The organism is Shinella kummerowiae (assembly GCF_009827055.1).
GTDB classification, from domain to species: Bacteria; Pseudomonadota; Alphaproteobacteria; order Rhizobiales; family Rhizobiaceae; genus Shinella; species Shinella kummerowiae.
Window position 1 is genome coordinate 486625 of the sequence record NZ_WUMK01000001.1, and the last position, 24809, is coordinate 511433.

The 24809-nt window shown below is 63.1% G+C and carries 23 protein-coding genes and 1 pseudogene; 20 read left to right on the forward strand and 4 right to left on the reverse strand.

All coding sequences use genetic code 11. The features are described from left to right. Positions 1-99 precede the first annotated feature (99 nt). From GR138_RS02255 to GR138_RS02285, 7 genes and pseudogenes are all read left to right on the forward strand, one after another. Positions 100-1260, forward strand: coding sequence for an acyl-CoA dehydrogenase family protein (locus GR138_RS02255; protein ID WP_160856979.1), 1161 nt, complete (start codon positions 100-102; stop codon positions 1258-1260). A 7-nt stretch (positions 1261-1267) separates the two neighbouring features. Then, positions 1268-3328 carry an acetate--CoA ligase family protein gene (locus GR138_RS02260; protein WP_160856980.1) on the forward strand — a complete coding sequence of 687 codons (2061 nt, stop codon included), beginning with the start codon at positions 1268-1270 and terminating at the stop codon, positions 3326-3328. After that, positions 3325-4107, forward strand: a complete 783-nt coding sequence (locus GR138_RS02265) for a carnitinyl-CoA dehydratase (protein ID WP_160856981.1) — start codon at positions 3325-3327, stop codon at positions 4105-4107. Before GR138_RS02260 ends, GR138_RS02265 begins: the two co-directional genes overlap by 4 nt. A 275-nt stretch (positions 4108-4382) precedes the next feature. After that, complete coding sequence (locus tag GR138_RS02270; RefSeq protein ID WP_160856982.1) at positions 4383-5972, forward strand: ABC transporter substrate-binding protein; 1590 nt, start codon at positions 4383-4385, stop codon at positions 5970-5972. A gap of 158 nt (positions 5973-6130) precedes the next feature. After that, positions 6131-7081, forward strand: a pseudogene (locus tag GR138_RS02275) (ABC transporter permease); the annotation flags it as partial. Next, positions 7078-7905: an ABC transporter permease gene (locus tag GR138_RS02280; RefSeq protein ID WP_160856984.1), complete on the forward strand. Its 828-nt coding sequence runs from the start codon at positions 7078-7080 to the stop codon at positions 7903-7905. The pseudogene GR138_RS02275 and the gene GR138_RS02280, both read left to right, overlap by 4 nt. Continuing rightward, entirely contained in the window at positions 7898-9529 is a 1632-nt protein-coding gene (locus tag GR138_RS02285) for an ABC transporter ATP-binding protein (protein WP_160856985.1), read from the forward strand. Before GR138_RS02280 ends, GR138_RS02285 begins: the two co-directional genes overlap by 8 nt. Before the next feature lie 235 nt (positions 9530-9764). Here the strand turns inward: GR138_RS02285 and GR138_RS02290 are convergent, their stop codons facing one another. The 3 genes from GR138_RS02290 to GR138_RS02300 are packed head-to-tail and all read right to left on the reverse strand — an operon-like array spanning position 9765 to position 11430. After that, a complete protein-coding gene (locus GR138_RS02290) occupies positions 9765-10106 on the reverse strand; it encodes a PAAR domain-containing protein (RefSeq protein ID WP_160856986.1) in 342 nt (113 codons plus the stop codon). Beyond that, positions 10106-10522, reverse strand: a complete 417-nt coding sequence (locus GR138_RS02295; protein ID WP_160856987.1) for an ACT domain-containing protein — start codon at positions 10520-10522, stop codon at positions 10106-10108. The genes GR138_RS02290 and GR138_RS02295 overlap by 1 nt, the downstream gene beginning before the upstream one ends. Continuing rightward, positions 10519-11430, reverse strand: coding sequence for an alpha/beta hydrolase (locus GR138_RS02300; RefSeq protein WP_160856988.1), 912 nt, complete (start codon positions 11428-11430; stop codon positions 10519-10521). Before GR138_RS02300 ends, GR138_RS02295 begins: the two co-directional genes overlap by 4 nt. Before the next feature lie 123 nt (positions 11431-11553). On the opposite strand from GR138_RS02300, the gene GR138_RS02305 reads away from it, so the two are divergent. The 12 genes from GR138_RS02305 (at position 11554) to GR138_RS02360 (ending at position 23692) form a co-directional block, all read left to right on the forward strand. Then, the gene (locus GR138_RS02305; RefSeq protein WP_160856989.1) at positions 11554-12462 is read left to right on the forward strand and encodes a LysR family transcriptional regulator; all 909 of its coding nucleotides are present in this window, start codon (positions 11554-11556) and stop codon (positions 12460-12462) included. 3 nt (positions 12463-12465) lie between these two features. Beyond that, positions 12466-12906, forward strand: coding sequence for a GNAT family N-acetyltransferase (locus GR138_RS02310; protein ID WP_160856990.1), 441 nt, complete (start codon positions 12466-12468; stop codon positions 12904-12906). Positions 12907-13032: 126 nt separating this feature from the next. Next, a complete protein-coding gene (locus GR138_RS02315) occupies positions 13033-14193 on the forward strand; it encodes an ABC transporter substrate-binding protein (RefSeq protein WP_160856991.1) in 1161 nt (386 codons plus the stop codon). A 240-nt stretch (positions 14194-14433) separates the two neighbouring features. Further along, complete coding sequence (locus GR138_RS02320) at positions 14434-15429, forward strand: ABC transporter ATP-binding protein (protein WP_160856992.1); 996 nt, start codon at positions 14434-14436, stop codon at positions 15427-15429. Then, positions 15426-16376, forward strand: a complete 951-nt coding sequence (locus GR138_RS02325) for an ABC transporter permease (protein ID WP_160856993.1) — start codon at positions 15426-15428, stop codon at positions 16374-16376. Before GR138_RS02320 ends, GR138_RS02325 begins: the two co-directional genes overlap by 4 nt. Beyond that, positions 16366-17181 carry an ABC transporter permease gene (locus tag GR138_RS02330; protein WP_160856994.1) on the forward strand — a complete coding sequence of 272 codons (816 nt, stop codon included), beginning with the start codon at positions 16366-16368 and terminating at the stop codon, positions 17179-17181. Before GR138_RS02325 ends, GR138_RS02330 begins: the two co-directional genes overlap by 11 nt. A gap of 22 nt (positions 17182-17203) precedes the next feature. Next, positions 17204-18631, forward strand: a complete 1428-nt coding sequence (locus GR138_RS02335) for a gamma-aminobutyraldehyde dehydrogenase (protein ID WP_160856995.1) — start codon at positions 17204-17206, stop codon at positions 18629-18631. 125 nt (positions 18632-18756) lie between these two features. Continuing rightward, positions 18757-18930: a DUF1328 domain-containing protein gene (locus tag GR138_RS02340; protein WP_160856996.1), complete on the forward strand. Its 174-nt coding sequence runs from the start codon at positions 18757-18759 to the stop codon at positions 18928-18930. Between the two features lie 141 nt (positions 18931-19071). Then, the gene (locus tag GR138_RS02345) at positions 19072-21252 is read left to right on the forward strand and encodes a TonB-dependent siderophore receptor (protein ID WP_160856997.1); all 2181 of its coding nucleotides are present in this window, start codon (positions 19072-19074) and stop codon (positions 21250-21252) included. A 100-nt stretch (positions 21253-21352) separates the two neighbouring features. Next, on the forward strand, positions 21353-22015 hold the full coding sequence (gene fhuF, locus GR138_RS02350) for a siderophore-iron reductase FhuF (RefSeq protein WP_160857403.1): 663 nt from the start codon (positions 21353-21355) through the stop codon (positions 22013-22015). Next, positions 22012-23118, forward strand: a complete 1107-nt coding sequence (locus GR138_RS02355) for an ABC transporter substrate-binding protein (RefSeq protein ID WP_160856998.1) — start codon at positions 22012-22014, stop codon at positions 23116-23118. Before fhuF ends, GR138_RS02355 begins: the two co-directional genes overlap by 4 nt. A gap of 58 nt (positions 23119-23176) precedes the next feature. Then, positions 23177-23692 (forward strand): hypothetical protein, encoded by a 516-nt coding sequence (locus tag GR138_RS02360; RefSeq protein ID WP_160856999.1) that lies wholly within the window; start codon positions 23177-23179, stop codon positions 23690-23692. Here GR138_RS02360 and GR138_RS02365 read toward each other — a convergent pair. Next, positions 23689-24249 (reverse strand): cysteine hydrolase family protein, encoded by a 561-nt coding sequence (locus GR138_RS02365; RefSeq protein ID WP_160857000.1) that lies wholly within the window; start codon positions 24247-24249, stop codon positions 23689-23691. The two genes, GR138_RS02360 and GR138_RS02365, sit on opposite strands and share 4 nt — an antisense overlap. A 110-nt stretch (positions 24250-24359) precedes the next feature. Here GR138_RS02365 and GR138_RS02370 point away from each other — a divergent pair, with 110 nt between their 5' ends. Further along, complete coding sequence (locus GR138_RS02370; protein WP_160857001.1) at positions 24360-24806, forward strand: Lrp/AsnC family transcriptional regulator; 447 nt, start codon at positions 24360-24362, stop codon at positions 24804-24806. The last annotated feature ends 3 nt before the right edge of the window (positions 24807-24809 follow it).

Below are 24809 nucleotides of genomic sequence, written 5' to 3' on the forward strand. Positions count from 1 at the left end.
CCACAATTCAATCTCCCCCCTTGTGGGGGAGATGCCCGGCAGGGCAGAGGGGGGTGTCACACGCACCTCCCGTAAAAAGAATACTGGGAGGACATTTCAATGAATTTCGCATTGACCGACGAGCAGCAGATGATCGTGGATACGGTCCGCTCCTTCGTCGAAACGGAAATCTATCCGCACGAAAACGAAGTCGAGCGCACCGGCCATGTGCCGCCGGAACTTGGCCAGGAAATCGCCCGCAAGTGCAAGGACATCGGCTTCTTCGGCTGCAACATGCCGGAAGAAGTTGGCGGTGCCGGCCTCGACCACACGTCCTTCACCCTCGTCGAGCGCGAACTTGGCCGCGGCTCGATGGCGCTGACCGTATTCTTCGGCCGCCCCTCCGGCATCCTGATGGCCTGCAACGACGCGCAGCGCGAACAATACCTTCTGCCGGCCGTGCGCGGTGAAAAGTTCGATGCGCTCGCCATGACCGAACCGGATGCCGGCTCCGACGTGCGCGGCATGAAATGTTTTGCCCGCAAGGACGGCGACGATTGGGTCGTCAACGGCACCAAGCATTTCATCAGCCACGCGAACATCGCCGACTTCGTCATCGTCTTCATCGCCACCGGCGAAGAGGACACGCCGCGCGGTAAGAAAAAGCTCATCACCTGCTTCCTTGTCGATCGCGGCACACCCGGCTTCGAGATCCGCAACGGTTACGAGTCGGTCTCACACCGCGGCTACAAAAACTGCATTCTCAACTTCGACGAATGCCGCCTGCCCTCCTCGCAGATCCTCGGCGAAGTCCACAAGGGCTTCGACATCGCCAACGATTGGCTCTATGCGACCCGCATCACCGTCGCCGCGACCTCCGTCGGCCGCGCCCGCCGCGCCTTCGACTACGCATTGAACTATGCAGCCGAGCGAAAACAGTTCGGCAAGCCGATCGGCGCAAACCAGGGTGTCTCCTTCAAGCTCGCCGACATGATCACCGAGATCGACGCCGCCGACCTGTTGACGCTCAACGCCGCGTGGCGACTCGACCAGGGCCTGCCGTCGAACCGCGAAATCGCCTCGGCAAAGGTCTATGCCACGGAGATGCTCGCCCGCGTCACCGACGAGGCGATCCAGATTTTTGGCGGCATGGGCCTGATGGACGATCTGCCGCTCGCCCGCTTCTGGCGCGATGCCCGCGTCGAGCGCATCTGGGACGGCACGTCGGAAATCCAGCGGCACATTATCAGCCGCGATCTACTCAGGCCGCTGGGAGCGTAATGTCGACATGACACGTTCCCTCGACCGCCTCATCCGGCCCAGATCCATCGCCGTCTTCGGCGGCAAGGAGGCGCGCCGCGTCATCTTCCAGTGCGACAAGGTGGGCTTTTCCGGCGAGATCTGGCCCGTGCATCCGCGCGAGGAGGAAATCCTCGGTCGCAAATGCTATCGCTCCGTCGCCGACCTGCCGGGCGCCCCCGACGCCTCCTTTGTCGGTGTCAACCGCGAACTGACCATCGGCATCATCCGCGACCTCGCCGCGCGCGGTGCCGGCGGCGCGGTCTGTTACGCCTCCGGTTTCCGCGAAGCCGTCAGCGAGCTTGCCGACGGCGACGCCCTGCAGAACGCGCTGGTGGAAGCCGCCGGCGACATGCCGGTGCTCGGCCCCAATTGCTACGGTTTCATCAACATGCTGGATGGCGCCCTGCTGTGGCCCGACCAGCATGGCATGCTGCGTGTCGATAGGGGTGTCGCCGTCCTCGCCCAGTCTTCCAACATCATCTGCAACGTCTCCATGCAGCAGCGCGGCCTTCCGCTCGCCTATGTGCTGACGGCCGGCAACCAGGCGCAGACCGGCCTTGCCGATCTTGCCTGCGCCGTGCTGGAGGATCCGCGCGTCACCGCCGTCGGCCTGCATATCGAAGGGTTCGACAGCCTCGAATCCCTGGAACGCCTGGCTCTTCGGTCGCGCGAACTGAAAAAGCCGGTCGTCACCTTGAAGGTCGGCAAGTCGGAACAGGCACAGCTCGCCACCGTCTCGCACACCGCCTCGCTCGCCGGCAACGACGCCGTCTCCTCGGCCCTGCTCGCCCGCCTTGGCATCGGCCGCGTCGAAACGCTGCCGGAATTGCTGGAAACGCTGAAGCTGCTGCATGTCGCGGGGCCGTTGCCGAACTACGACATCTCCTCCATGTCCTGTTCAGGCGGCGAGGCCTCGCTGATGGCGGATGCCGGCGTGAAGCGGAAGGTCAATTACCGCGACCTCCGGCAGGAGCAGCGCCAGCCCTTGCGCGAAACGCTCGGGCAGATGGTGACGATCTCCAACCCGCTCGATTACCATACCTTCGTCTGGGGCAATCGCGAGAAGCAGACCGCCGCCTTCACGACCATGATGCAGGGCGGCTACGGCCTCAACCTCGTCGTGCTTGATTTCCCGCGCCTCGACCGCTGCGACGCCACCGACTGGCTCACCACCTGTCATGCCGCCATCGATGCTGCCAAAGCATCTGGGGCGAATGCGGGCATCGTCGCCAGCATGGGCGAGAACATGCCGGAAGAAACCGCCGAGATGCTGATGCGGAACGGCGTCGTGCCCTTCTACGGCATCGAGGAGGCATTGGCCGCCGCTGACGCTGCCGCAGGCATCGGCGAAGCATGGTCGAAGCCGCAATCCGCACCGCTTCTCAAGGCGATGTCCGACGAGGGCGAAGCCGTCACGCTGACCGAGCATGAGGCCAAGCAGGCGCTTGCCGTCCATGGCCTGCCGGTTCCGAACGGCTTTGCCGCCGAGACGGCGCAAGCCGCTGCCGATGCCGCCGAAAAGCTCGGTTTCCCGGTCGTGCTCAAGGGCCTCGGCGTGGCCCACAAGACGGAAGCGGGCGCGGTGAAGCTCAATCTCGCCAGCCGCGAGGCCGTGCTGGGCGCTGCGAAAGCCATGGCCGGCGTCGCCTCCGGCTTCCTCGTGGAAAAGATGGTGGGAAAACCCGTCGCCGAACTCATCATCGGCGCCCTGCGCGATCCCGTCGCCGGCCCGGTGCTCACCATCGGCGCGGGCGGTATTCTCGTGGAATTGCTCGAGGATTCCGCGATCTTGACGCTCCCGACGGATGAAAAGACGATCCGCGACGCGATCTCCGGCCTCAAGATCGCAAAGCTGCTGCATGGTTATCGCGGCGGTCCGCCGGGCGATATCGACGCGCTGGTCGGCGCCGTCGCATCAGCGGCATCCTATGTCGTTTCAAACGCCTCAATAATCGAAGAACTGGACGTTAATCCCATAATGGTGCTGCCCGCTGGCGACGGTGTCGTCGCAGCCGACGCACTGATCCGTCTGAGGAAAAAATCATGACTGGACCGATCCGCCAACGCCGCGAAGGTGGCATTCTCGAAGTCACGATCGATCGGCCCAAGGCGAACGCCATCGACCTTGCGACCAGCCGCATCATGGGCAAGGTCTTCGCCGATTTCCGTGATGACGAGAGCCTGCGCGTCGCCATCATCACGGGTACCGGCGAGAAATTCTTCTGCCCGGGATGGGATCTGAAGGCGGCGGCCGCGGGTGATGCCGTGGACGGCGACTACGGCGTGGGCGGTTTTGGCGGCATGCAGGAACTGCGTGATCTCAACAAGCCAATCATTTCTGCTATCAACGGCATCTGCTGTGGCGGCGGTCTCGAAATCGCGCTCTCGACCGACCTGATCCTCGCCGCCGAGCACGCGACCTTCGCGCTGCCGGAAATCCGCTCCGGCACGGTGGCGGATGCCGCCTCGATCAAGCTGCCGAAGCGCATCCCCTATCACATCGCCATGGACATGCTTTTGACCGGCCGCTGGCTGGATGCGCAGGAGGCGCACCGCTGGGGCTTCGTCAACGAAATCCTGCCCGCCGACAAGCTTTCGGACCGCGCCTGGGAGCTGGCCCGCCTGCTCGAAAGCGGCCCGCCACTCGTCTACGCCGCCATCAAGGAAGTGGTGCGCGCGGCCGAGGGCGAGACCTTCCAGACGACCATGAACAAGATCACCAAACGGCAATTCCGTTCGGTCGATGTTCTCTACTCCAGTGAGGATCAGCTGGAAGGCGTTCGCGCCTTCGCGGAAAAGCGAGATCCTGTCTGGAAGGGGCGATAGGACGACACCCCTGCATCGGGTGAGATCCGCGCCGTCCCATAAATTCTCCTTTTGGGAGAAATAGATAAATTAGGGCGTTACACGCGCCTGAGACGTGAATAACTTATTACGGACGAGCCGCCACGCGGCGAATGAAGGAGGCATTCGAAAAACAGGAAATGCACCAGCGCCGGCACAAAAAGTCGGCCGTAAGGTTGCCTTAGAGGCGAAAAACAGAAATTCTGCCAATCACAACGACAAATGCCCATTTCAGGGCGAGCAAAGGGAACAGGGGAATGACTGATTACACCAAATACCTCACCAGCCAGGTTTCGCTGGGCAAAATGAACCGCCGCGAATTCATGGGCCGTGCCGCTGCATTCGGCATCACGCTCGCCGTCGCCGGCACCATGTTCGACACCGCCGCCAAGGCCCAGGAGCCGAAGCGCGGCGGCAACCTCAAGCTCGGCCTCGAAGGCGCTGCTGCCACCGACTCGAAAGACCCGGCAAAGGCGCTCTCGCAGTTCATGTTTGTCGTGAACCGCAACTGGGGCGACATGTTGGTGGAATCCGAGCCGCTGACCGGCCAACCCGTTCCCGCACTCGCCGAATCCTGGGAGCCGTCCGCCGATGCCTCGACCTGGACCTTCACCATTCGCAAGGGTGTGAAATTCCACGACGGCAAGGAACTGACCGTTGATGACGTCATCAAGACCCTGCAGCGCCATACCGACGAGAAGTCGGAGTCTGGCGCGCTCGGCGTCATGAAGTCGATCAAGGAAATCAAGGCCGATGGCGACAAGCTCGTGCTCGTGCTCTCGGAAGGCAATGCCGACCTGCCGCTGCTTCTGACCGACTACCACCTCGTCATCCAGCCGAATGGCGGTCTCGACGATCCGAACGCCATGATCGGCACCGGCCCGTTCAAGGTCACCAGTTTCGAAGCGGGCGTGCGCGCCACCTTCGAGCGCAACAAGGACGACTGGCGCCAGGACCGCGGTTACGTCGATACGGTCGAAATGATCGCGATGAACGACGCAACGGCGCGTATCGCAGCACTGTCCTCCGGCCAGGTGCACTATATCAACCGCGTCGACCCCAAGACCGTCGACCTGCTGAAGCGCGCGCCGACCGTGGAAATCCTCTCCACTTCGGGCCGCGGTCACTACGTGTTCATCATGCATTGCAACACGGCGCCGTTCGACAACAACGACCTGCGTCTCGCGTTGAAATATGCGATGGACCGCGAGACGATGCTGGAGAAGGTGCTCGGCGGCTACGGCAAGGTTGGCAACGACTTCCCGATCAACGAGACCTATGCCCTCTTCCCGGAAGGCATCGAGCAGCGCGCCTACGATCCGGACAAGGCCGCCTTCCACTATAAGAAGTCGGGCCACAGCGGTTCGGTCCTGCTGCGCACGTCGGATGTCGCCTTCCCGGGCGCCGTGGACGCTGCCGTTCTCTACCAGGAGAGCGCCAAGAAGGCCGGCATCGAGATCGAAGTGAAGCGCGAACCCGGCGACGGCTACTGGTCGAACGTCTGGAACGTGCAGCCCTTCTCGACCTCCTATTGGGGTGGCCGTCCGACGCAGGACCAAATGTACTCCACCGCCTATCTCTCGAAGGCCGACTGGAACGACACGCGGTTCCTGCGCGAAGACTTCGACAAGATGGTGCTCCAAGCCCGCTCGGAACTCGATGAAGCCAAGCGTAAGGAGATGTACCGCGCCATGGCCATGATGGTGCGTGACGAAGGCGGCCTCATCCTGCCGATGTTCAACGACTTCGTGAACGCCGCCAGCAAGCAGGTGAAGGGTTACGTGCACGACATCGGCAACGACATGTCGAACGGCTTTGTCGCAACCCGCGTGTGGCTCGACGCCTGATGACCGGCGGCGGACCGGCGCACGGTCCGGAGCTGACAGCAACGACGACTGCGGGCGAAGCCCCGCAGTCTGTCGGCGTTGCCGGGTCGGTTGCGTCCACTGGAGCCCCCACCAACGAAGCCACGCCTTCGTTCTGGGCGAAACTCAGCAAGAGCAGCCCCTTGGTTGCGCTCATCCTGCAACGCCTCGCGCTCAGCGTGGCCTTGCTTTTTGCCGTGTCCCTGATGATCTTCGGGGGCGTGGAAGCCCTGCCCGGCGACTTCGCCACCACCTATCTCGGCCAGTCCGCCACGCCGCAGGCCATCGAGAACATCCGCAAGGATCTAGGCCTCGACCAGCCCGCCACCACCCGCTATTTCAAGTGGCTCGGCGGCGCCATCCAGGGTGATTTCGGCAGTTCCTGGGCTTCGAAAAACTCGGTCAGCGAACAGATCGGCAAACGCCTCGGCAATTCGCTGTTCCTCGCCTTCTTCGCGGCCATCATCTCGGTGCCCTTGGCTGTCGGCCTCGGCATGCTCGCGGTGCAATACCGAAACCGCCTGCCGGACAAGATCATCAACGTCATATCGCTGGCGGCGATCTCGCTTCCCGAATTCTTCGTCGGTTACCTGCTGATCCTGTTCTTCGCCGTGCAGCTCGGCGTCGCCACCTTCCCGGCGACCGTCTATGAATCGATGACGATCGGCCAGCGCCTGTCGGCCATCGCACTGCCGACGGCAACGCTTGTCCTCGTCGTGCTCGCCCACATGATGCGCATGACACGGGCGGCGATCCTCAACGTCATGTCGTCGGCCTATGTCGAAACGGCGGAACTCAAGGGCCTCTCCGGCCTGCGCATCATCGCCAAGCACGCCGCCCCCAACGCGCTCGCACCGGTCATCAACGTCATCGCGCTCAACCTCGCCTATCTCGTGGTCGGCGTGGTCGTCGTGGAAGTGGTGTTCGTCTATCCCGGCATGGGTCAGTACATGGTCGACGCCGTGACGGTGCGTGACATGCCGGTGGTGCAGGCCTGCGGCCTGATCTTCGCCGCCTTCTACATCTTCCTCAACATGTTTGCCGATATCCTTGCGATCATCGCGAACCCCAGATTGAGGCATCCGCGATGAGACTTTCTTCTATCCCCGTCAGCGCATGGGTCGGCATCCTGGGCATTGCCCTTGCCCTCTTCTGCGCCCTTTTTGCCCCCATCATCGCCCCCTACAGCGAGAGCCAGATCGTCGGCTCCGTGTGGGAACCGATGGGCGGCGAGTACCTTCTCGGCACCGACAATCTCGGCCGCGACCTCTTCTCGCGTCTGATCTTCGGCGCCCGCACCACGATCTTCGTGGCGCTGGCCGCAACCGTGCTGTCGTTCTCGCTCGGCATGCTCCTGTCGTTCACGGCCGCCGTCACCGGCGGGCTGGTCGACCAGGCCTTCTCGCGTTTCAACGACCTGATGATGGCGATCCCGACGCTGATCTTCGCCCTCGTCGTGCTGGCCGTTCTTCCCCAACAGCTCTGGATCCTCATCCTGGTGATGGCGGTCCTCGACTCAACCCGCGTCTACCGCATCGGCCGCGCCGTGGCGCTCGATGTGGCGGTCATGGAGTTCGTGGAAGCAGCGCGTCTGCGCGGCGAAGGCACCGGCTGGATCATCTTCCGCGAAATCCTGCCCAACACGCTCTCGCCGCTCTTGGCCGAATTCGGCCTGCGCTTCGCCTTCTCGATCCTGTTCCTCTCCACCCTCTCCTTCCTCGGCCTCGGCATCCAGCCGCCGGCAGCCGACTGGGGCGGCATGGTGAAGGACAACAAGGACGGCATCATCTTCGGCATTTCGGCCGCCCTCATTCCGGGCGGCGCGATTGCGGGGCTGGCCATCTGCGTCAACCTCGTCGTCGACTGGCTGATGAAACGCACCTCGAGCCTCAAGGGAGGGCGCGGCGATGCCTGATCTGCTGTCCGTCAAGAACCTCAAGATCGAGGCCACCAGCTATCCCCCGGGTGAACCGCCGAAAACCGTCACCCTCGTCGAAGGCGTGAACTTCGACGTGCAGAAGGGCAAGGTGCTCGGCCTCATCGGCGAATCCGGCGCCGGCAAATCCACCATCGGCCTCACCGCGCTTGCCTATGGGCGCGGCGGGGTGCGCATTACCGGCGGCGAGGTCAAGCTCAACGGCGAAGACCTGCTGAAACTCGGGCCCAACGGCATCCGCAAGGTGCGCGGCTGCAAGGTCTGTTACGTCGCACAATCGGCGGCAGCGGCCTTCAATCCCGCCCACCGGCTCGGCGAACAGGTCATCGAGGCGTCGCTGAAACACGGCATCATGACCCGTGCGGATGCGGAAAAACGCGCGCTCTACCTGTTCAAGGTGCTCGGCCTGCCGAACCCGGAAACCTTCGGCCAGCGTTATCCGCACCAGGTCTCGGGCGGTCAGCTTCAGCGCGCCATGACCGCCATGGCGCTCTGCCCCAACCCGGAACTCATCGTTTTCGACGAGCCCACCACAGCACTCGACGTGACGACGCAGATCGACGTGCTTGCGGCGATCAAGCACGCCATCGAGGAAACGCATACGGCAGCACTCTACATCACCCACGACCTTGCCGTCGTGGCGCAGATCACCGACGACATCCTCGTGCTCCGCCACGGCAAGATGGTGGAATACGGCTCAGTGAAGCAGATCATCGAGGCGCCGACGCAGGATTACACCCGCGCGCTGGTCAATGTGCGTGGCACCAAGCGCGAAGAGGCGCCCGATCAGTCGGACACGCTTCTGAAGGTGGAGAACGTCACCGCCGGCTATTCCAACGGTTTCAAGGTGTTGCAGAACGTCTCTCTGCACCTGCCGAAGGGCCAGACGCTGGCGGTGGTGGGCGAATCCGGCTCCGGCAAATCCACGCTTGCCCGCGTCATCACCGGCCTGCTGCCCCCGCAGGAAGGCACGATCAGCTTTGACGGCAAACCCTTGCCGAAGGCGCTGAAGGGCCGGTCGAACGACGAGCTTCGCCGCGTGCAGATGATCTACCAGATGGCCGACACGGCGATGAACCCGCGCCAGACGGTGCGCGACATCGTCGGCCGCCCGCTCACCTTCTATTATGGCATGCGCGGAGCCAAGAAGACCGAGCGGGTCAAGGAACTGCTGGAGCAGATCGAGATGGGCGGCCGCTTCGCCGACCGTTATCCGGCCGAGCTTTCCGGTGGCCAGAAGCAGCGTGTGGCGATCGCACGCGCGCTTGCGGCCCAGCCGGAACTCATCCTCTGCGACGAGCCGACCTCCGCGCTCGATCCCCTCGTGGCCGAAGGCATCCTGAAGCTGCTGCTGAAACTCCAGGACGAGACCCACGTCTCCTACATGTTCATCACCCACGACATTGCCATCGTGCGCGCCATCGCCGACAGCGTGGCCGTGATGCACCGAGGAAAACTGGTGCGCTTCGGCCCGAAATCGAAGGTGCTCTCGCCACCCTTCGACGACTACACCGACCTGCTCCTGAAATCGGTTCCCGAAATGGAAATCGGCTGGCTGGAGAAGGTGCTGACGACACGGCGCATGGAAAGCGCCGGGAACTGAGTGAGGCGGGCTGCTCCGGCAGCCCGTCGTTGGCAGCGATGTGCACGCTGCCCCTCATCCGGCCTGCCGGCCACCTTCTCCCCGCAAGCGGGGCGAAGGGATATGTCGCACTGGTTTCCAAAGCCAAAATTGCCGCGTAGGGCACGTCCCCTCTCCCCGCTTGCGGGGAGAGGGTTAGGGTGAGGGGCAACGCTTCAGGCGCAAGGCCAGAAACAAGACAGCCGCCATCCAGTGCTCAATTCTGCGTGCAGGCCACGTCCCCAAGACGGCTGGCGGACTCGCCCTCGGCCATCACCGTTTCCTCGCCGCGCGCCGTGCAATTGCCCTTCTCTCCAACGCCGGTGCGGAATTTCACCATCGGCTGGCCTTCGATCATGATGCTCGGCACGATCTCGTAGAGTTCCGGCGGGCAATTCACCACGTCGGAGAGGCGAAGCGCCGGCGCGCCGCCGATGAAGACGCTCTTCGAGCCGGACATGGCGCAGGCGGGAATGGGCACCGCCGCATCCTCTGCAAAGGACATGGATGGCCCCGCTAACAACACCACAGCGACACCTGTAAAGCGCAGAACAGTCATCACGCATCTCCCTTTTCACGCGCCGTCCGGGACAAACCCTTCAGCGTTTCGAGCGCCCGTTCGGCATCCCGCTCGGGAACGAATATATGGTCGTGATGGTAGCCGGCAACCACGTTGGCGCTGATGCCCGCCGCCGTCAGCGCCGTGGCGAAGGCCGCGGTCAGGCCGACGGCTTCCAGCGAGGAATGCACGGTCAGCGTGATCAGGCGCATCGGCGGGCTCGCGGCCAGTCCTTCTGCGGCCTCGGCTGGCAGGATCAGCGTGATGCCTTCCTCCTCCCGGAAGAGGCCGATCAGGCCACGGGAAAGGTGGTTTGCCAGGTCGTCAGCCGGCACGCTGGCATAGACGAAAACGCCCTCGACCAGCGCGGGCTGCATGGTCGCCAGCAGGTCGTCCAGATCGGTCACGCCGCTCATGGGTTCGCCATCCGGCGCACGGCATCACACAACGCAGTAAACCCCACCCTTGCACCCTCGCTCATGAAGCGCGCGCGCAACCATGCGTGAATCATCTGCTTCTCCTCGCGGTACTCTACCGGTACGCCGGAAAGGATCAGCCGGGCGGCATAGGCCCGTGCATCGTCGCGCAGCGGGTCGAAATAGGCACCGGTGATGAAGGCTGGCGGCAATCCGGCCAGGTTTTTCGATTGCAGCGGAAAGGCATGCACCGCATCCTCCGGCGCCTGGTAGATCTCACGATAATAGGCAACATCCGCCGTCGAAAGCCCCGGCGCCTCCGCCATGTCCTGATAGGAGCCGGAGACAAGATCACCGCCAAGGCCCGGATAGATCAGCGCCTGCCCGACAATGCCTTTCAGCCCCTCGTCCCGCGCCTTCAGCACGATGCCGGCCGCAAGGTTGCCACCCGCACTATCGCCGATCACGACAACCGGATGCGGCTCCAGCAGAAGATCGATCAGCACCGCCCAGCAATCATCAAACGCGGCAGGCCAGACATGCTCCGGGGAAAGCCGGTAGTCGACGGAAACGAGTTCGGCACCCGCCGCCTCGGCAATCTCGGCACAGATCGCGTCATGGCTATCGAGCGATCCCACAACAAAACCGCCGCCATGAATATAGAACAGCCGCGTCGCCGTCGTCACGGTCGCCGGTCGGTAGCGGCGCACCGGAATGCGCTCCGCCACCAAGTCATCCTCCTTGACCATGCCCGCCGGCGGTGGTGCATCGAAAGCGGCGCACAGCGCATCGTACCAGGCACGCTGCTGGGTGATATCGGCATCCACCGCATCGGCAGGATAAAAATCCTCGCAACGCTTGTGGAAGGCCAGAATGCCTTGCTCGGTCGGCATGGGGCGTTCGGTCATGGCGGCTCCTCGTCGGTTGCTGCCATCATAACAAGGCCGTGTCACAACGCCTGTCTCGTCCGCGGCTTTCCCAAGGAATTTTCGCCGCTTGCCTCTCCCGAGCCGGCCATATTAACTGCCGCCATGGCATTCACCTTCCGGCAATTGCAATATTTCGTCGCCGTCGCGGAGCAAGGCTCGGTAACGCGGGCCGCGCAGAACCTGTCGATCTCGCAGTCCTCGATCACCGAGGCGATCAAGGAGCTCGAATCGGATCTCGGCGTCGCCCTCTTCGATCGCCACCCGCGCGGCCTGACGACGACGCACAATGGCCACCAGTTCCTGCGTCACGCAACAAAGATCCTCGCCGATGTCTCGGATGCCCGCCGCTCCTTCTCCGACAGTCGCACGGCGGAAAAGGGCCAGCTCAATCTCGGCGTCACCTCGCTCGTTGCCGGTTACGTGCTGTCCGACCTGCTGTCGCGCTACCGCCGCGCCTTTCCGGGCATCGATGTCAGCGCCATCGAGGACAACGGATCCTATCTCGAACACCTCCTGGTCGGCGGCGAACTCGACGTCGCCGTCATGGTCATCTCCAACCTGCGCGACCGCATGGCGCTGCAGGCGGAAATCATCGAGACTTCACCCTATCGGCTCTGGCTGCCGATCGGCCATCCCCTCGTCTCCGCCGATATCATTTCCGTCAGCGATATCGCCAAGGAACCGCTGATCATGCTGACCGTCGACGAAATCGAGGAGAATACCGGAAAGCTGCTCTCGGCCCTCGGCGCCCGCCCCCACGTCGCCTTCCGCACCCGCTCGGTGGAAGCGGTGCGCAGCCTCGTCGCCACCGGCGCCGGCATCGCGCTCTTGCCCGACCTCGTCTACCGCCCCTGGTCGCTGGAAGGCGACCGCATCGAGAGCCGCGACGTCTCCGGCGCGCTGCCGGTCGTGCAGGTCGGCATGGTCTGGCGCAAGGGCTCCAGCCTGCCGCAGGCGGCGCGCGATTTCGTGGGGCTGGCAGAGGCGCTCAGGAGTGGGCGGGGACGATAATCAATGCAAGTCGATTTCCTTCCCTTCACGCACGACAACCTTTTGACGCTCCGTCGGTGGTTCGACGACAAGGAACTGTCAAATCGCCTTTCCTTTCCCGACGACACGTGGTTCGCCTATGTGACAAACGGGGACACGGCACGGTGCTGGATGGCCTATCGGTCCAACGAAGCCATAGCCGAGATCCAAGTCGATAGGGATGGTGAGCTTGGGTATATCGAACTCGCCGTGCGACCCGATCTGCGAGGCCGTGGCATGGGAACAGCCGTGCTTTCAGCATTCCTAGCGGGACCTGGAAAGGCCTATCTGATCCTCGATGCGCGTATAGATCCGGACAATTCCGTGAGTCTGGCGTGCTTCCAGCGTTGCGGCTTCGAAATCCGGCAGCTTTCGGATGCCGACGGCCTCGTACAAGTCGTCCGCCAGCAAATCTCAAGACCGTAAATCATGTCGATTTCGGAATTTCCGATAGCGACATTCTGATTAATGAATTTGCGAAAGCGGCGAAATCGCGGCACCTTTTCTCCCGGGAACAATACCGCACCAAGCGGATCACACCGGGAGACTGTCATGAAGCGACTTCTGCATTGCTGCACCGCGCTTACCCTTTCGCTCGCCTTCACCGCATCCGCCCTCGCGCAGGAGCCCCTGAAGGAACTTGGCCCCGGCGAAGGCGAGGTTTCGATCGTCGCCTGGGCCGGCTATATCGAGCGCGGCGAGACGGACAAGAACTACGACTGGGTCACCGAATTCGAAAAGAAGACGAGCTGCAAGGTTTCCGTGAAGACCGCGGCAACGTCCGACGAAATGGTCGCGCTGATGAACGAAGGCGGCTTCGACCTCGTCACTGCCTCGGGCGACGCATCGCTCCGCCTCGTTGCCGGCAAGCGCGTCCAGCCGATCAACACCGACCTCATCCCGAGCTGGAAGACCGTCGACGAGCGGCTGCAGAATGCGCCCTGGAACACGGTGAACGGCGTTCACTACGGCACGCCCTACCTCTGGGGCCCGAACGTGCTGATGTACAACACCGACGCCTTCAAGGACGAGGCGCCGAAGAGCTGGAACGTCGTCTTCGAGGAAATGACGCTGCCGGACGGCAAATCCAACAAGGGCCGCGTGCAGGCCTATGACGGCCCGATCCACATTGCCGACGCCGCGCAATATCTGATGGCGCACAAGCCGGACCTCGGCATCAAGAACCCCTATGAACTCAACGAAGACCAGTACAAGGCCGCCCTCGACCTGCTGCGCGTCCAGCGCACGCTGGTCGGCCGCTACTGGCACGATGCGATGATCCAGATCGACGACTTCAAGAACGAAGGCGTCGTGGCATCGGGCTCCTGGCCGTTCCAGGTCAACCTGATGCAGGCGGAAAAGCAGAAGATCGCCTCGACCTTCCCGGAAGAAGGCGTCACCGGCTGGTCGGACACGACCATGCTGCATGCCGAAAGCCAGCATCCGAACTGCGCCTATATGTGGATGGAACATTCGCTCTCCGCCAAGGTGCAGGGTGACGCGGCCGCCTGGTTCGGCGCGGTTCCCTCGGTTCCGGCGGCCTGCAAGGGCAATGCGCTGCTGACCGACGAAGGCTGCAAGACCAACGGCTTCGACAACTTCGAGAAGATCAACTTCTGGCGCACGCCGGTCTCGAAATGCGAAAGCCAGGGCGAATGCGTGCCCTATCACCGCTGGGTTTCCGACTATATCGGCGTGATCGGCGGGCGGTAACTTAGAACGGCGCCGCGTACACCAACCGATCTCCCCCCTTGTGGGGGAGATGTCACCGAAGGTGACAGAGGGGGGTGGCCGCAAAGCGGCAAAATCTTATGGAGCGGGTGGGCACCCCCCTCTGCCCTGCCGGGCATCTCCCCCACAAGGGGGGAGATCGGATAGACGCGCCGTTTCCCAGCCTTTGATCCCTTTGCGATGGGCGTTTCGTCCCTCGTCCAAGACAATCCCGGAGCCCCCATGACCGCCGTCCTGTTCCAGCAAGTCTCCCGCCATTTCGGCGCCGTGCGCGCCGTCGACAGCGTGGATCTCGCCATTGCCGAGGGCGAGTTCTTCGCGATGCTCGGGCCGTCAGGTTCCGGCAAGACGACGTGCCTGCGCCTGATGGCCGGTTTCGAGCAGCCGACATCCGGCCATATCGAAATCTTTGGCGAGACGGCGGAGGGCGTGCCGCCCTATCGGCGCAACGTCAACACGGTGTTCCAGGATTACGCCCTCTTCCCGCATCTCTCGATCCTCGAAAACGTCGCCTACGGGTTGATGGTCAAGGGTGTCGGCAAGGCGGAGCGCCTGAAGGCGGCGGAAGAGGCGCTCGCCATGGTCAAACTGCCCGGCTACGGCACGCGCCGGCCCGGCCAGCTTTCCGGCGGCCAGCGGCAGCGCGTGGCGCTCGCCCGGGCGCTCGTCAACCGCCCCCGTGTCTTGCTGCTCGACGAGCCGCTTGGCGCGCTCGACCTGAAACTGCGCGAACAGATGCAGGAAGAGCTAAAATCGCTGCAGAAGTCGCTCGGCATCACCTTCATCTTCGTCACGCATGACCAGGGCGAGGCGCTGTCGATGGCCGATCGCATCGCGGTCTTCAATGACGGCAAGATCCAGCAGCTCGGCACGCCGGAGGAGGTCTACAAGCGGCCGAAGACTCGCTTCGTCGCCGATTTCGTCGGCTCCTCCAATGTGCTACCGCCGGACTTCGTGGCAAGCCTCGGCTTCGGCAACAGCCATGCCAGCCTGCGGCCGGAGGATATCACGCTCGGCGAGGGCCCGGGCCGCAAGCCGTTTTCCGGTCGGGTGGTCGCGACCAGCTTCCTCGGCGCGGCGAACCGCGTGACGGTGGAGGCGGCCGGTGCGCGCGTCGCCGCCATGGTGCCTGCCTCGCTTGCCGTGCCGGCGCAGGGCGAGACGGTCACCCTCTCCTTCCTGGCCGAAGACCTGCACCAGATGGACGCCACCCCATGAGCGCCGTGGTCGACACCTCCATCCTCGCGCGCCGCGAAGGTGCCTCCGGACGGCTTTCGGATTTCTTCTGGCGCAACCCGAAGATCCTGCTCTTGCTGATGCTGACGCCGCCACTGCTCTGGCTCGGCGTCATCTATCTCGGCTCACTCTTTGCGCTGCTCTTGCAGAGCTTCTTCTCGATCGACGACTTTTCCGGGCTGATCAACTACGAGTTCACGCTCGCCACCTACCGGCAACTGCTCATCCCGTCGAACTTCGACATCATCCTGCGTACCGTCGTCATGGCCGCGCTGGTGACGCTCGCCTCGGCCATCATCGCCTTCCCGATCGCCTACTACGCGGCGCGCTATGCGAAGGGAAAGTGGAAGGTCATCTTCTATCTCGGCGTCATGCTGCCGCTGTGGTCGAGCTATCTAGTCAAGGTCTATGCCTGGAAACTGATCCTCGCCAAGGAAGGAATTATCACCTGGGCGCTCGCCAAGCTCAACCTGCTCTGGCTGCTCGAAGCCTGGCTTTCGCTTCCAGTCGTCGGCGGCTCGTCGCTGTCGATCAGTTATACCGGCACCTTCATCGTCTTCATCTATGTCTGGATGCCCTTCATGATCCTGCCGATCCAGGCAGCCCTGGAGCGCGTGCAGGGCAACCTGATCGAGGCATCGGCCGATCTCGGCGGCAACCCGGCACAGACGTTTCGCTACGTGCTGTTTCCACTGGCCCTGCCCGGCATCATCGCCGGCTCGATCTTCACCTTCTCACTGACGCTCGGCGATTACATCATCCCGCAGATCATCGGCTCGTCACGGCTGTTCATCGGCCAGGCGGTCTATGCCCAGCAGGGAACGGCCGGCAACATCCCGCTCGCCGCCGCCTTCACCGTCGTGCCGATCGTCATCATGGGCCTCTATCTCTGGATGGCCAAGCGACAGGGAGCCTTCGATGCGCTCTGACAAGAACACCTCCGCCCCCCTTGGTCTGAAGATCGCCGCCGGTGCCGGCCTCGCTTTCCTGCACCTGCCGATCCTCTTGATCTTCCTCTACGCCTTCACGACGGAGGAGAAGAGCTACCAGTTCCCGCCGCCGGGCTACACGCTGCAATGGTTCGCCGTCACCTGGAACCGGCCGGATGTCTGGGCTGCGATGGGCCTTTCCGTGCGCGTCGCAGCTATCTCGACGGCCATTGCCCTGGTGCTCGGCACGCTCTGCGCCGCCGCCGTGAGCCGCACGAAATTCTTCGGCCGCGAGACGATCTCGCTGCTGGTCATCCTGCCGATCGCGCTGCCCGGCATCATCACCGGCATTGCGCTGCGCTCCGCCTTCTCGTTTGCGGAAATCCCCTTCTCGTTCTGGACGATCGTGCTCGGCCACGCGACCTTCTGCGTGGTGGTCGTCTACAACAACGCCGTCGCCCGCTTCCGCCGCGTTTCGGGTTCGCTGATCGAGGCGTCGATGGATCTCGGCGCCGACAGTTTCCAGACCTTCCGCTACATCATCCTGCCGAACATCGGCACCGCATTGCTCGCCGGCGGCATGCTCGCTTTCGCGCTGTCCTTCGACGAGGTGATCGTGACGACCTTCACCGCCGGCCAGCAATCGACCCTGCCGATCTGGATGCTCGAAGAGCTTGTGCGCCCACGCCAGCGCCCGGTGACGAATGTCGTCGCCATGGTGGTCGTGCTCCTCACCTTCCTGCCGATCCTCGGCGCCTACTACCTCACCCGCGACGGCGACCAGGTCGCCGGCGCCGGCAAATGAACCAACGATAGGGAGAACCACGATGGACACCCAGATGCTGATCGGCGCACGCTTCGAAGCCGGCACCGAGATGGAAGAGCACATCCTGAACCCGAAGACCGGCGGCAAGATCGTCGATCTGCCGGAGGCCTCCTACGCGCAGATCGACGCCGCCGTGGACGCCGCCGAAAAGGCTTTCGTCTCCTGGGCGACAACCACGCCTGCCGAACGCTCCGGCTACCTCCTGCGGATCGCCGATGCCATCGAGAAGGACGCCGATGCCTTTGCGGCGCTGGAATCGCTGAACTGCGGCAAGCCGATCAACGCGGCGCGCAATGACGAACTGCCGGCCATCGTCGATTGCTGGCGCTTCTTCGCCGGCGCGATCCGCACATTGCAGGCGCCGGTCGCCGCCGAATACCTGCCCGGTTTCACCTCGATGGTCCGCCGTGACCCGATCGGCATCGTCGGTTCGATTGCGCCGTGGAACTACCCACTGATGATGATGGCCTGGAAGCTGGCGCCGGCCATTGCCGGCGGCAACACCGTCGTTTTCAAGCCGTCCGAACAGACGCCGCTGACGGCGCTGAAGATGGCCAAGCTTCTGGCCGATATCCTGCCGGAGGGCGTCGTCAACATCGTGCTCGGCCGCGGCGAGACGGTCGGCAACACGCTGATCAACCATCCGAAGATCAACATGGTGTCGATCACCGGCGACATCGCGACCGGCAAGAAGGTGCTGGCCGCCGCTGCAAAAACCGTCAAGCGCACGCATCTGGAACTCGGCGGCAAGGCCCCCGTCGTCGTCTTCGACGATGCCGACATCGACGCCGTCGTCGCGGGCATCCGCGCTTTCGGCTATTACAATGCCGGCCAGGACTGCACCGCTGCCTGCCGCATCTACGCGCAGGATGGCATCTACGAAAAACTCGTCGCCGACCTCTCCGCCGCCGTCTCGACCATCAAGTACAACGACCCGGACGACTCGCAAAACGAGATCGGCCCGCTGATTTCCAAGCGCCAGCGCGACCGTGTCGCGAGCTTCGTCGAGCGCGCCGCCGAGGTGAAGCATATCGAGATCACCACGGGCGGCCGCGCCGGCAGCGACGACGGTTACTTCTTCCAGCCGACGGTGGTGGCCGGCGCCACGCAGGACGACGAGATCGTGCGCCGCGAGGTCTTCGGCCCCGTCGTCTCGGTCACCCGCTTTTCCGAGGCCGAGCAGGCGATCACCTGGGCGAACGATAGCGACTACGGCCTCGCCTCCTCCGTCTGGACGAAGGATATCGGCAAGGCGATGAAGGCGGCAGCCCGGCTGCAATATGGCTGCACCTGGATCAACACGCATTTCATGCTGACGACCGAGATGCCGCATGGCGGCGTCAAGCAGTCCGGCTATGGCAAGGACATGTCGATCTACGCGCTGGAAGACTACACCGCCGTGCGCCACGTCATGATCAACCACGGCTGACGAACAGCCGTCCGCCGCCCAAGGCGGTCTCTCCCAGGGTGTTCTCCGCGCCCCGGGAGGTTGCCGTTTTTCGGAACAATTTCACCCGTCGCGCGTCTTCCTCCGATATCATCGGAGGCATCGCCATGCTGAAATGGGCACTGATTTTTCTTGTTATCTCGCTGATCGCCGGCTTCCTGGGATTCTCCGGCGTGTCTGCCGCGACGGCCACCATCGCCAAGGTTCTTTTCTCGATCGCCCTCATCATCTTCTTCATTTTCGTTGTGCTTGCATTCATGGCCGGCAGCCTCGCCTTCTGAGTGCAGATCATCCACAGTCCGTGTTGCAATCGCGCAACACGGACTTAAACATGAGTACTTGAGTCATATAATTCCTTGCGGCCATCCTTAATCCTGATGAAAACAATCATATTATTGATTGTCCGTCAGAAAGTGATCCGCATGCCCACTCGTTTCCGCACGATGTCTCGCCTGGCCCTCGCCGGCACCTCGCTCCTTACACTCACCACCGTCGCCATGGCGCAGGATCAGGCAGCAACCACGGCGGAAAGCGGCGCGACCGTTCTCGAAGAGATCGTCATCAACGGCGGCAGCGGCGGCGTGATCACGGCCGACGGGTATGTCGGCAAGAGCAGCGCCACGGGCTCCAAAACCGACACACCCTTCATCCAGAATCCGCAATCGATTTCCTCGGTCACCAAGCAGCAGCTGGAAGACCGCAATCCACAGACATTGCTGGAAACCATCGCCTATACGCCAGGCACGCGTGTCGGCGGCTACGGCTTCGACCCGCGCTTTGACAGCTTCACCCTGCGCGGTTTCGACGTTACCTATAACAGTGTCTATCGCGATAACCTGCGCCAGCCCGGCTTCGGCTCGTCACTGTTCAAGACGGAGCCCTACGGCCTTGAAGGTGTCTCGATCCTGCGCGGCCCGTCCTCGGCACTTTACGGTCCTGCCGGCGCCGGCGGCCTCTACAACCTCATCAGCAAGCGCCCGACGGAAGAGGCCTTGCGCGAAGTCGAGGTGCAGTATGGCAGCCACGATCGTTACCAGGGCCAGTTCGATTTCTCCGGCCCGGTCAACGAGGAAGACCCGTTCTACTATCGCCTGACCGGTCTGCTTCGTGAGTCGGACACCGAACAGGTCGGCGTTCCGGATAACCGCGCCTATATTGCGCCAGCCTTTACGTGGAAGCCGGACGAAGACACGAAGCTCACCATTCTCGGCGAATATTCCCGCACCGAGACCGGTGGCACGGCGGCTTACTTCTTCGACGGTGCGGCCGGCAAGGTCACCGACATCTTCGCGGGCAATCCGGCCTTCAACGATGCCATCCAGGACCAGGGCCGTATCGGCTACGAGTTCGAGCACCGCCTGAACGACGTCTTCGTCTTCCGCCAGAACGCCCGTGCATCGTGGCTCAATATCGACGCCGACTGGGCGTTCGCATCCGAGCGCAACGAAGACGATCCGACCCTTCTCGAAGGCACGGCAGGCACCTATGAAGAATGGCTGAACACCTACACGATCGACAATCAGCTCGAGGCGAAATTCGAGACAGGTGCGTTTGAGCACACGTTGCTCGGCGGTATCGATCTGACCAAGATCTACTGGAAGTCACTCAACGGCTACGGCTCTACGCCGCCGATCGACACCGACAATCCCACGGCGGGGCGTCCGGTTGGGCCGATCGCCTTCCAGACGAAGACCGTACAGGACCAGATCATCACCGGCCTCTATCTTCAGGATCAGATTCGCTACGACGCGCTTACGCTGACGCTTGGCGGCCGTTACGACTGGGTATCGACCGATACCGACGATACCGACCTGACCTCCGGCACCGTGGGCACGACCAAGCAAAGGGACCGCGACTTCACCTGGCGCGCCGGCGTGACCTATGAAACGCAATGGGGCATCACGCCCTATGCCAGCTACTCGACCGCATTTTCGCCGAATGGCGGTGTCGACGTCGAAACCCGCGATCCCTTCAAGCCGACGGAAAGCGAACAGCAGGAAATCGGTGTGAAATACCTGCTGCCGAACAGCAACACGCTGCTGACGGCCGCCCTCTTCAATATCGATCAGAAGAACAGCCTGTATTATGAGGTCGTGACACTCCCCGACGGCACCGTCACCAATGCGCAGGTCCAGCGCGGCGAAATCCGCTCGCGCGGCTTCGAGTTCGAGGCAAACACCTCCTTGGACAACGGCCTGTCGCTGATCGCGTCCTACACCTATACCAAGACCGAAATCCTCGATGGTCCGACCGGCACCGTCGGAAAAGAAGTCTCTTCCGTGCCAAACCACATGGCGTCGCTTTGGGCGCATTACGCCATGCCGGAAGACGGCGCCTTGGCCGGTCTCGGCGTCGGCGCGGGCGTGCGTTTCCTGGGTTCGAGCTATGGCGACGACAAAAACACGACCACGAACAGCTCGCGCGCCCTCGTCGATGCGTCGATCTCCTACGATTTCGCCGCGATCAACAAGGACTTCGAAGGTTTGAAGCTTCAAGTGAACGCGACGAACCTCTTCAACCGCCGCGACTCCGTATGCTCGGCCGGCTATTGCTACCGTGACCAGGGCCGCACGGTTATCGGCAGCTTGAAATACTCATGGTAAGCCCTTGACGATCCAATCCTCCCAGGACGGTGAGACCGCTTTCAGGCCCAACGGTCTGAAGGCGGTCTTTACCGGTGAACATGCTTGGTGCGGCGAGAAGATGATGCTCTCGTCGGACCTCGAGGGCGCCATCCCACTTGGCGATTTCCTGGCCGGAGACGGCTTTGCCGAAACGCTCGACCGCTATGCGGCAAGCCACGGCAATGCCGACCGGCGGGCGGCGGCCTCCTTCTGGTCGCTGTATTATTTTTCGGCGCTGACGATCCCCTATGTCGTGGCGCGACGGGCGGAAATGACGCTGCCGATCGCCTTCGACGAGATGACCATCGCCATCGGCGAGGACGGCCTGCCGCGCGCCTTCGGCCTGCCGCATGAGGGTGACTGGAGCGATGGCAAGGATCTTGTCGATCTCATCACGCCGCTGGTCGATTGCCACCTTTCCCGCGCTATCGCGCTGCTCAAAGAAAAATCCGGCATCGCGCCAAAACTTGCCTGGAACAACGCCGCCGTCTACATCGACTACGCCTTCAACACGACCGACCAGGCACCGCCCGAGGGCGAAGACCACTGGCCGTCGCGCCCGCTTTTCGATTGCCCGCTGCTCGCGAACGGCAGCCGCAATCCCTTCCACGGCTGCCTGCGCCACGAATTGGAGGCCGGTGCCGTCCACTGTCGCCGCAAGGTCTGCTGCCTGCGCTATATGCTGCCCGGCATCCCGGGCTGCGGCGAACTCTGCGCCCTTCCGGAACTGAGAAAACAATGATCCTGCGCCTCTTCACCTTCCTCGCTGCCGTCCTGCTGTGGGCTACCTTCCCCGTCCGCGCCGAGGTGCAATACCCGCTGACCGTGACGGATGCGCTCGGCCGCGAGGTCACCATCCCGGCGGAACCGAAGGCCATCCTGCTCGGCAGCGGCTTCAATCTCGTCGCGCTTTCGCTGATCCACCCCGACCCGGTAAGCCTGCTTGCCGGCTGGGCGGGTGACATGAAGGGCGACAATCCGGAAATCTATGCCCGCTTCAAGGACAAGTTCCCGAAGATCGCAGACGTGCCGATCATCGGGGATGGCATCACCATGTCCTTCGAAACCGTGCTCTCGCTGAAGGCGGATCTTGCCATCCTCGCCAACTGGCAGGCCGACACCGAACTCGGCAAGCAGGCCATCACCTATCTGGAGCAAAGCGGCGTTCCGGTCTTCGTCGTCGATTTCAACAGCGACGCGCTGAACAACACCGCCGGCAATATGCGGCTTCTCGGCCAGGTGCTGAACCGGGAGGAGCAGGCGAACGCTTTTGCCGACTTCTACGAGGCGCGTGTCAAACGTATCCGCGATCGTGTTGTCCAGCATCCCGAACCCGGCCCGACCGTGCTGATGGATGCGTTCCCGAACCCGGAAAAGTGCTGCTATGCCTATGGCACCGGCGGCTTCGGCGCCTTCATCGCCATCACTGGCAGCCGCAGCATTGCCGAAAGCCTGCCGGCGCAAGGCGGTATCGTCAATGCGGAATTCATCGTCGCGGCCGATCCCGACGCCTATATCGCCACCGCCTCACCGGGCGGCACCTACAGCTCGTTCTCGATTGGCCCCGGCGTCGATCCCAACGAAGCGCGCGAGACGCTGGCCCGTGCCGTCACCAGCCCGTTCCTCGCAAACCTCAAGGCTGTGAAGGAGAAGCGTGTCTACGGCCTCTGGAACTTCTTCAATGCCGTGCCGCTCAACATCCTTGCCGCCGAAGCCTTCGCGCACTGGCTGCGGCCGGAGATCTTTGCCGATGTCGATCCCGACCAGACATTGAAGGAAATCAACGAACGCTTCGCCGCCGTACCCTTCGACGGTGCCTACTGGATCAGTCTCAAGCCAAAGTGAAGCGTCTGACCTTCCGGCCGCTCGTCGCGCAGGCTATAGCATATTCAGGAGGACCTGAATGATCTGGGCATTTGCAGTCGCGGCGGCGGCAATTCTGTATCTCGCATTGCGTTTCCGGCGCTTTCAGAGCTGGGTCGAGCCGGCCCTCACCATCGTGGTGGCCCTTGGCCTTGCGAGCGCCCTTCTCATCTGGTTCGTCGATGAACGCGCGCCCTCCGGCGAGGCCGTGACGCCAACCCCCGCGGTACCGGCCCTCACGGAAGACACGGTCGAGCTTTCGGAGATGCAGGCGGCTGCCGGCCAGACGAAGACAAGTTTTCGCGTGACCGGCCGCATCGCCAACAAGGGCACGTCGCCCATGCAATCCTTCCGGCTCGATGTCGTGCTCTCCGATTGCCCGAGCGGGACGTGCCGGGAGGTCGGCCGCGACAGCGCGCTGATCGTGTTGCGCGTGCTGCCGGGCGAAAGCCAGCCCTTCAGCACCTTCGCCGTCTTCCCCGGCAGCGATCTCAACCCTGTCACGACTCCCGAATGGGATTTCGGCGCACGCGATGTGCGGGCGGTCACCCGTTAGACAGCCGCGACAAGCTCTGCCGTCCTGAGTACTGTGGCAAATTCGTGCCGGAGCGTTGCAACATGCGCGCGGTGGATATCCCTTGCAGGGATCGTGCCGCCCTCGCCGTCCGGCAGGTTGAAGCAGTCGCAAGCATCTTCGACCAGAATGACGTGGTAGCCCATATTGGCGCCGACGCGCACGCTGGTCGAGACGCACATATCCGTCGAGATGCCGAACAACACCACCGTCTCGGCGCCGAGGCGGCGCAGGCGCAGATCGAGGTCCGTGCCGATGAAGGCGGCATTGACGCTTTTCGTCACCAGCGGTTCGCCGGCCAGCGGCGCGAAGCCGGGCCGAAGCGCGTTGCCCGATGCGTCTGGCCGCAGGGTCGAGCCCGGCTCGACGCTGTCGTGGCGGACGTGGATGATCGGGCGCCCGGCACCCCGCCAGGCGGAAAGCAGAGCGAGACCGTTTTCATCCAGCCGGTCGTTCCAGCGCTGCGGCCAGGGCGCTGCATCGAAGGCGCGCTGCATGTCGATCGGGATCAGGACGGCATTTTCCGGTATGGTCGGCATCGGTCTCTCCTTGAAACGATGACCGACAAATAGTTGCTTTCTTGTCCGGTTTCGCGCAGCAAGGTGACGGATGGCCGGACAATCGTCCGAAAGAAGGGAGGAAACACCGGATGAACGAACTGGACGAAAAGGACAGGCTGCTGCTGGCGGCCCTTCGGGCCGATGCTCGCCAGAGCCTGGTGGAGCTTGCACGCCATACCGCGCTCTCCCGCAGCGCCGTGCATGAGCGCATCCGACGGCTGGAGGCCAGAGGCGTGATTGCCGGTTATACGGTGCGGCTCGGCATCGACAAGGAGCGGCCGGGCGTGGAGGCGCTGATCGCCATCGGCTTCCAGCAAGGCCGCAACTGCGACCATATCGTGCCGCATCTTACCGGCATTCCGAATATCGTGACCTGCTGGTCGCTCGCCGGGCAGACGGACCTCATGCTACTCGTGGAATGCGCCTCGAATGCCGAACTCGACACCGTGCGCCGGCAGATCGCAACGACGCCCGGCATCGCGACCGTACAGACGCATGTCTCGCTCCGCACCCATTTCGACCGCCGCGGCGGCTAGCAT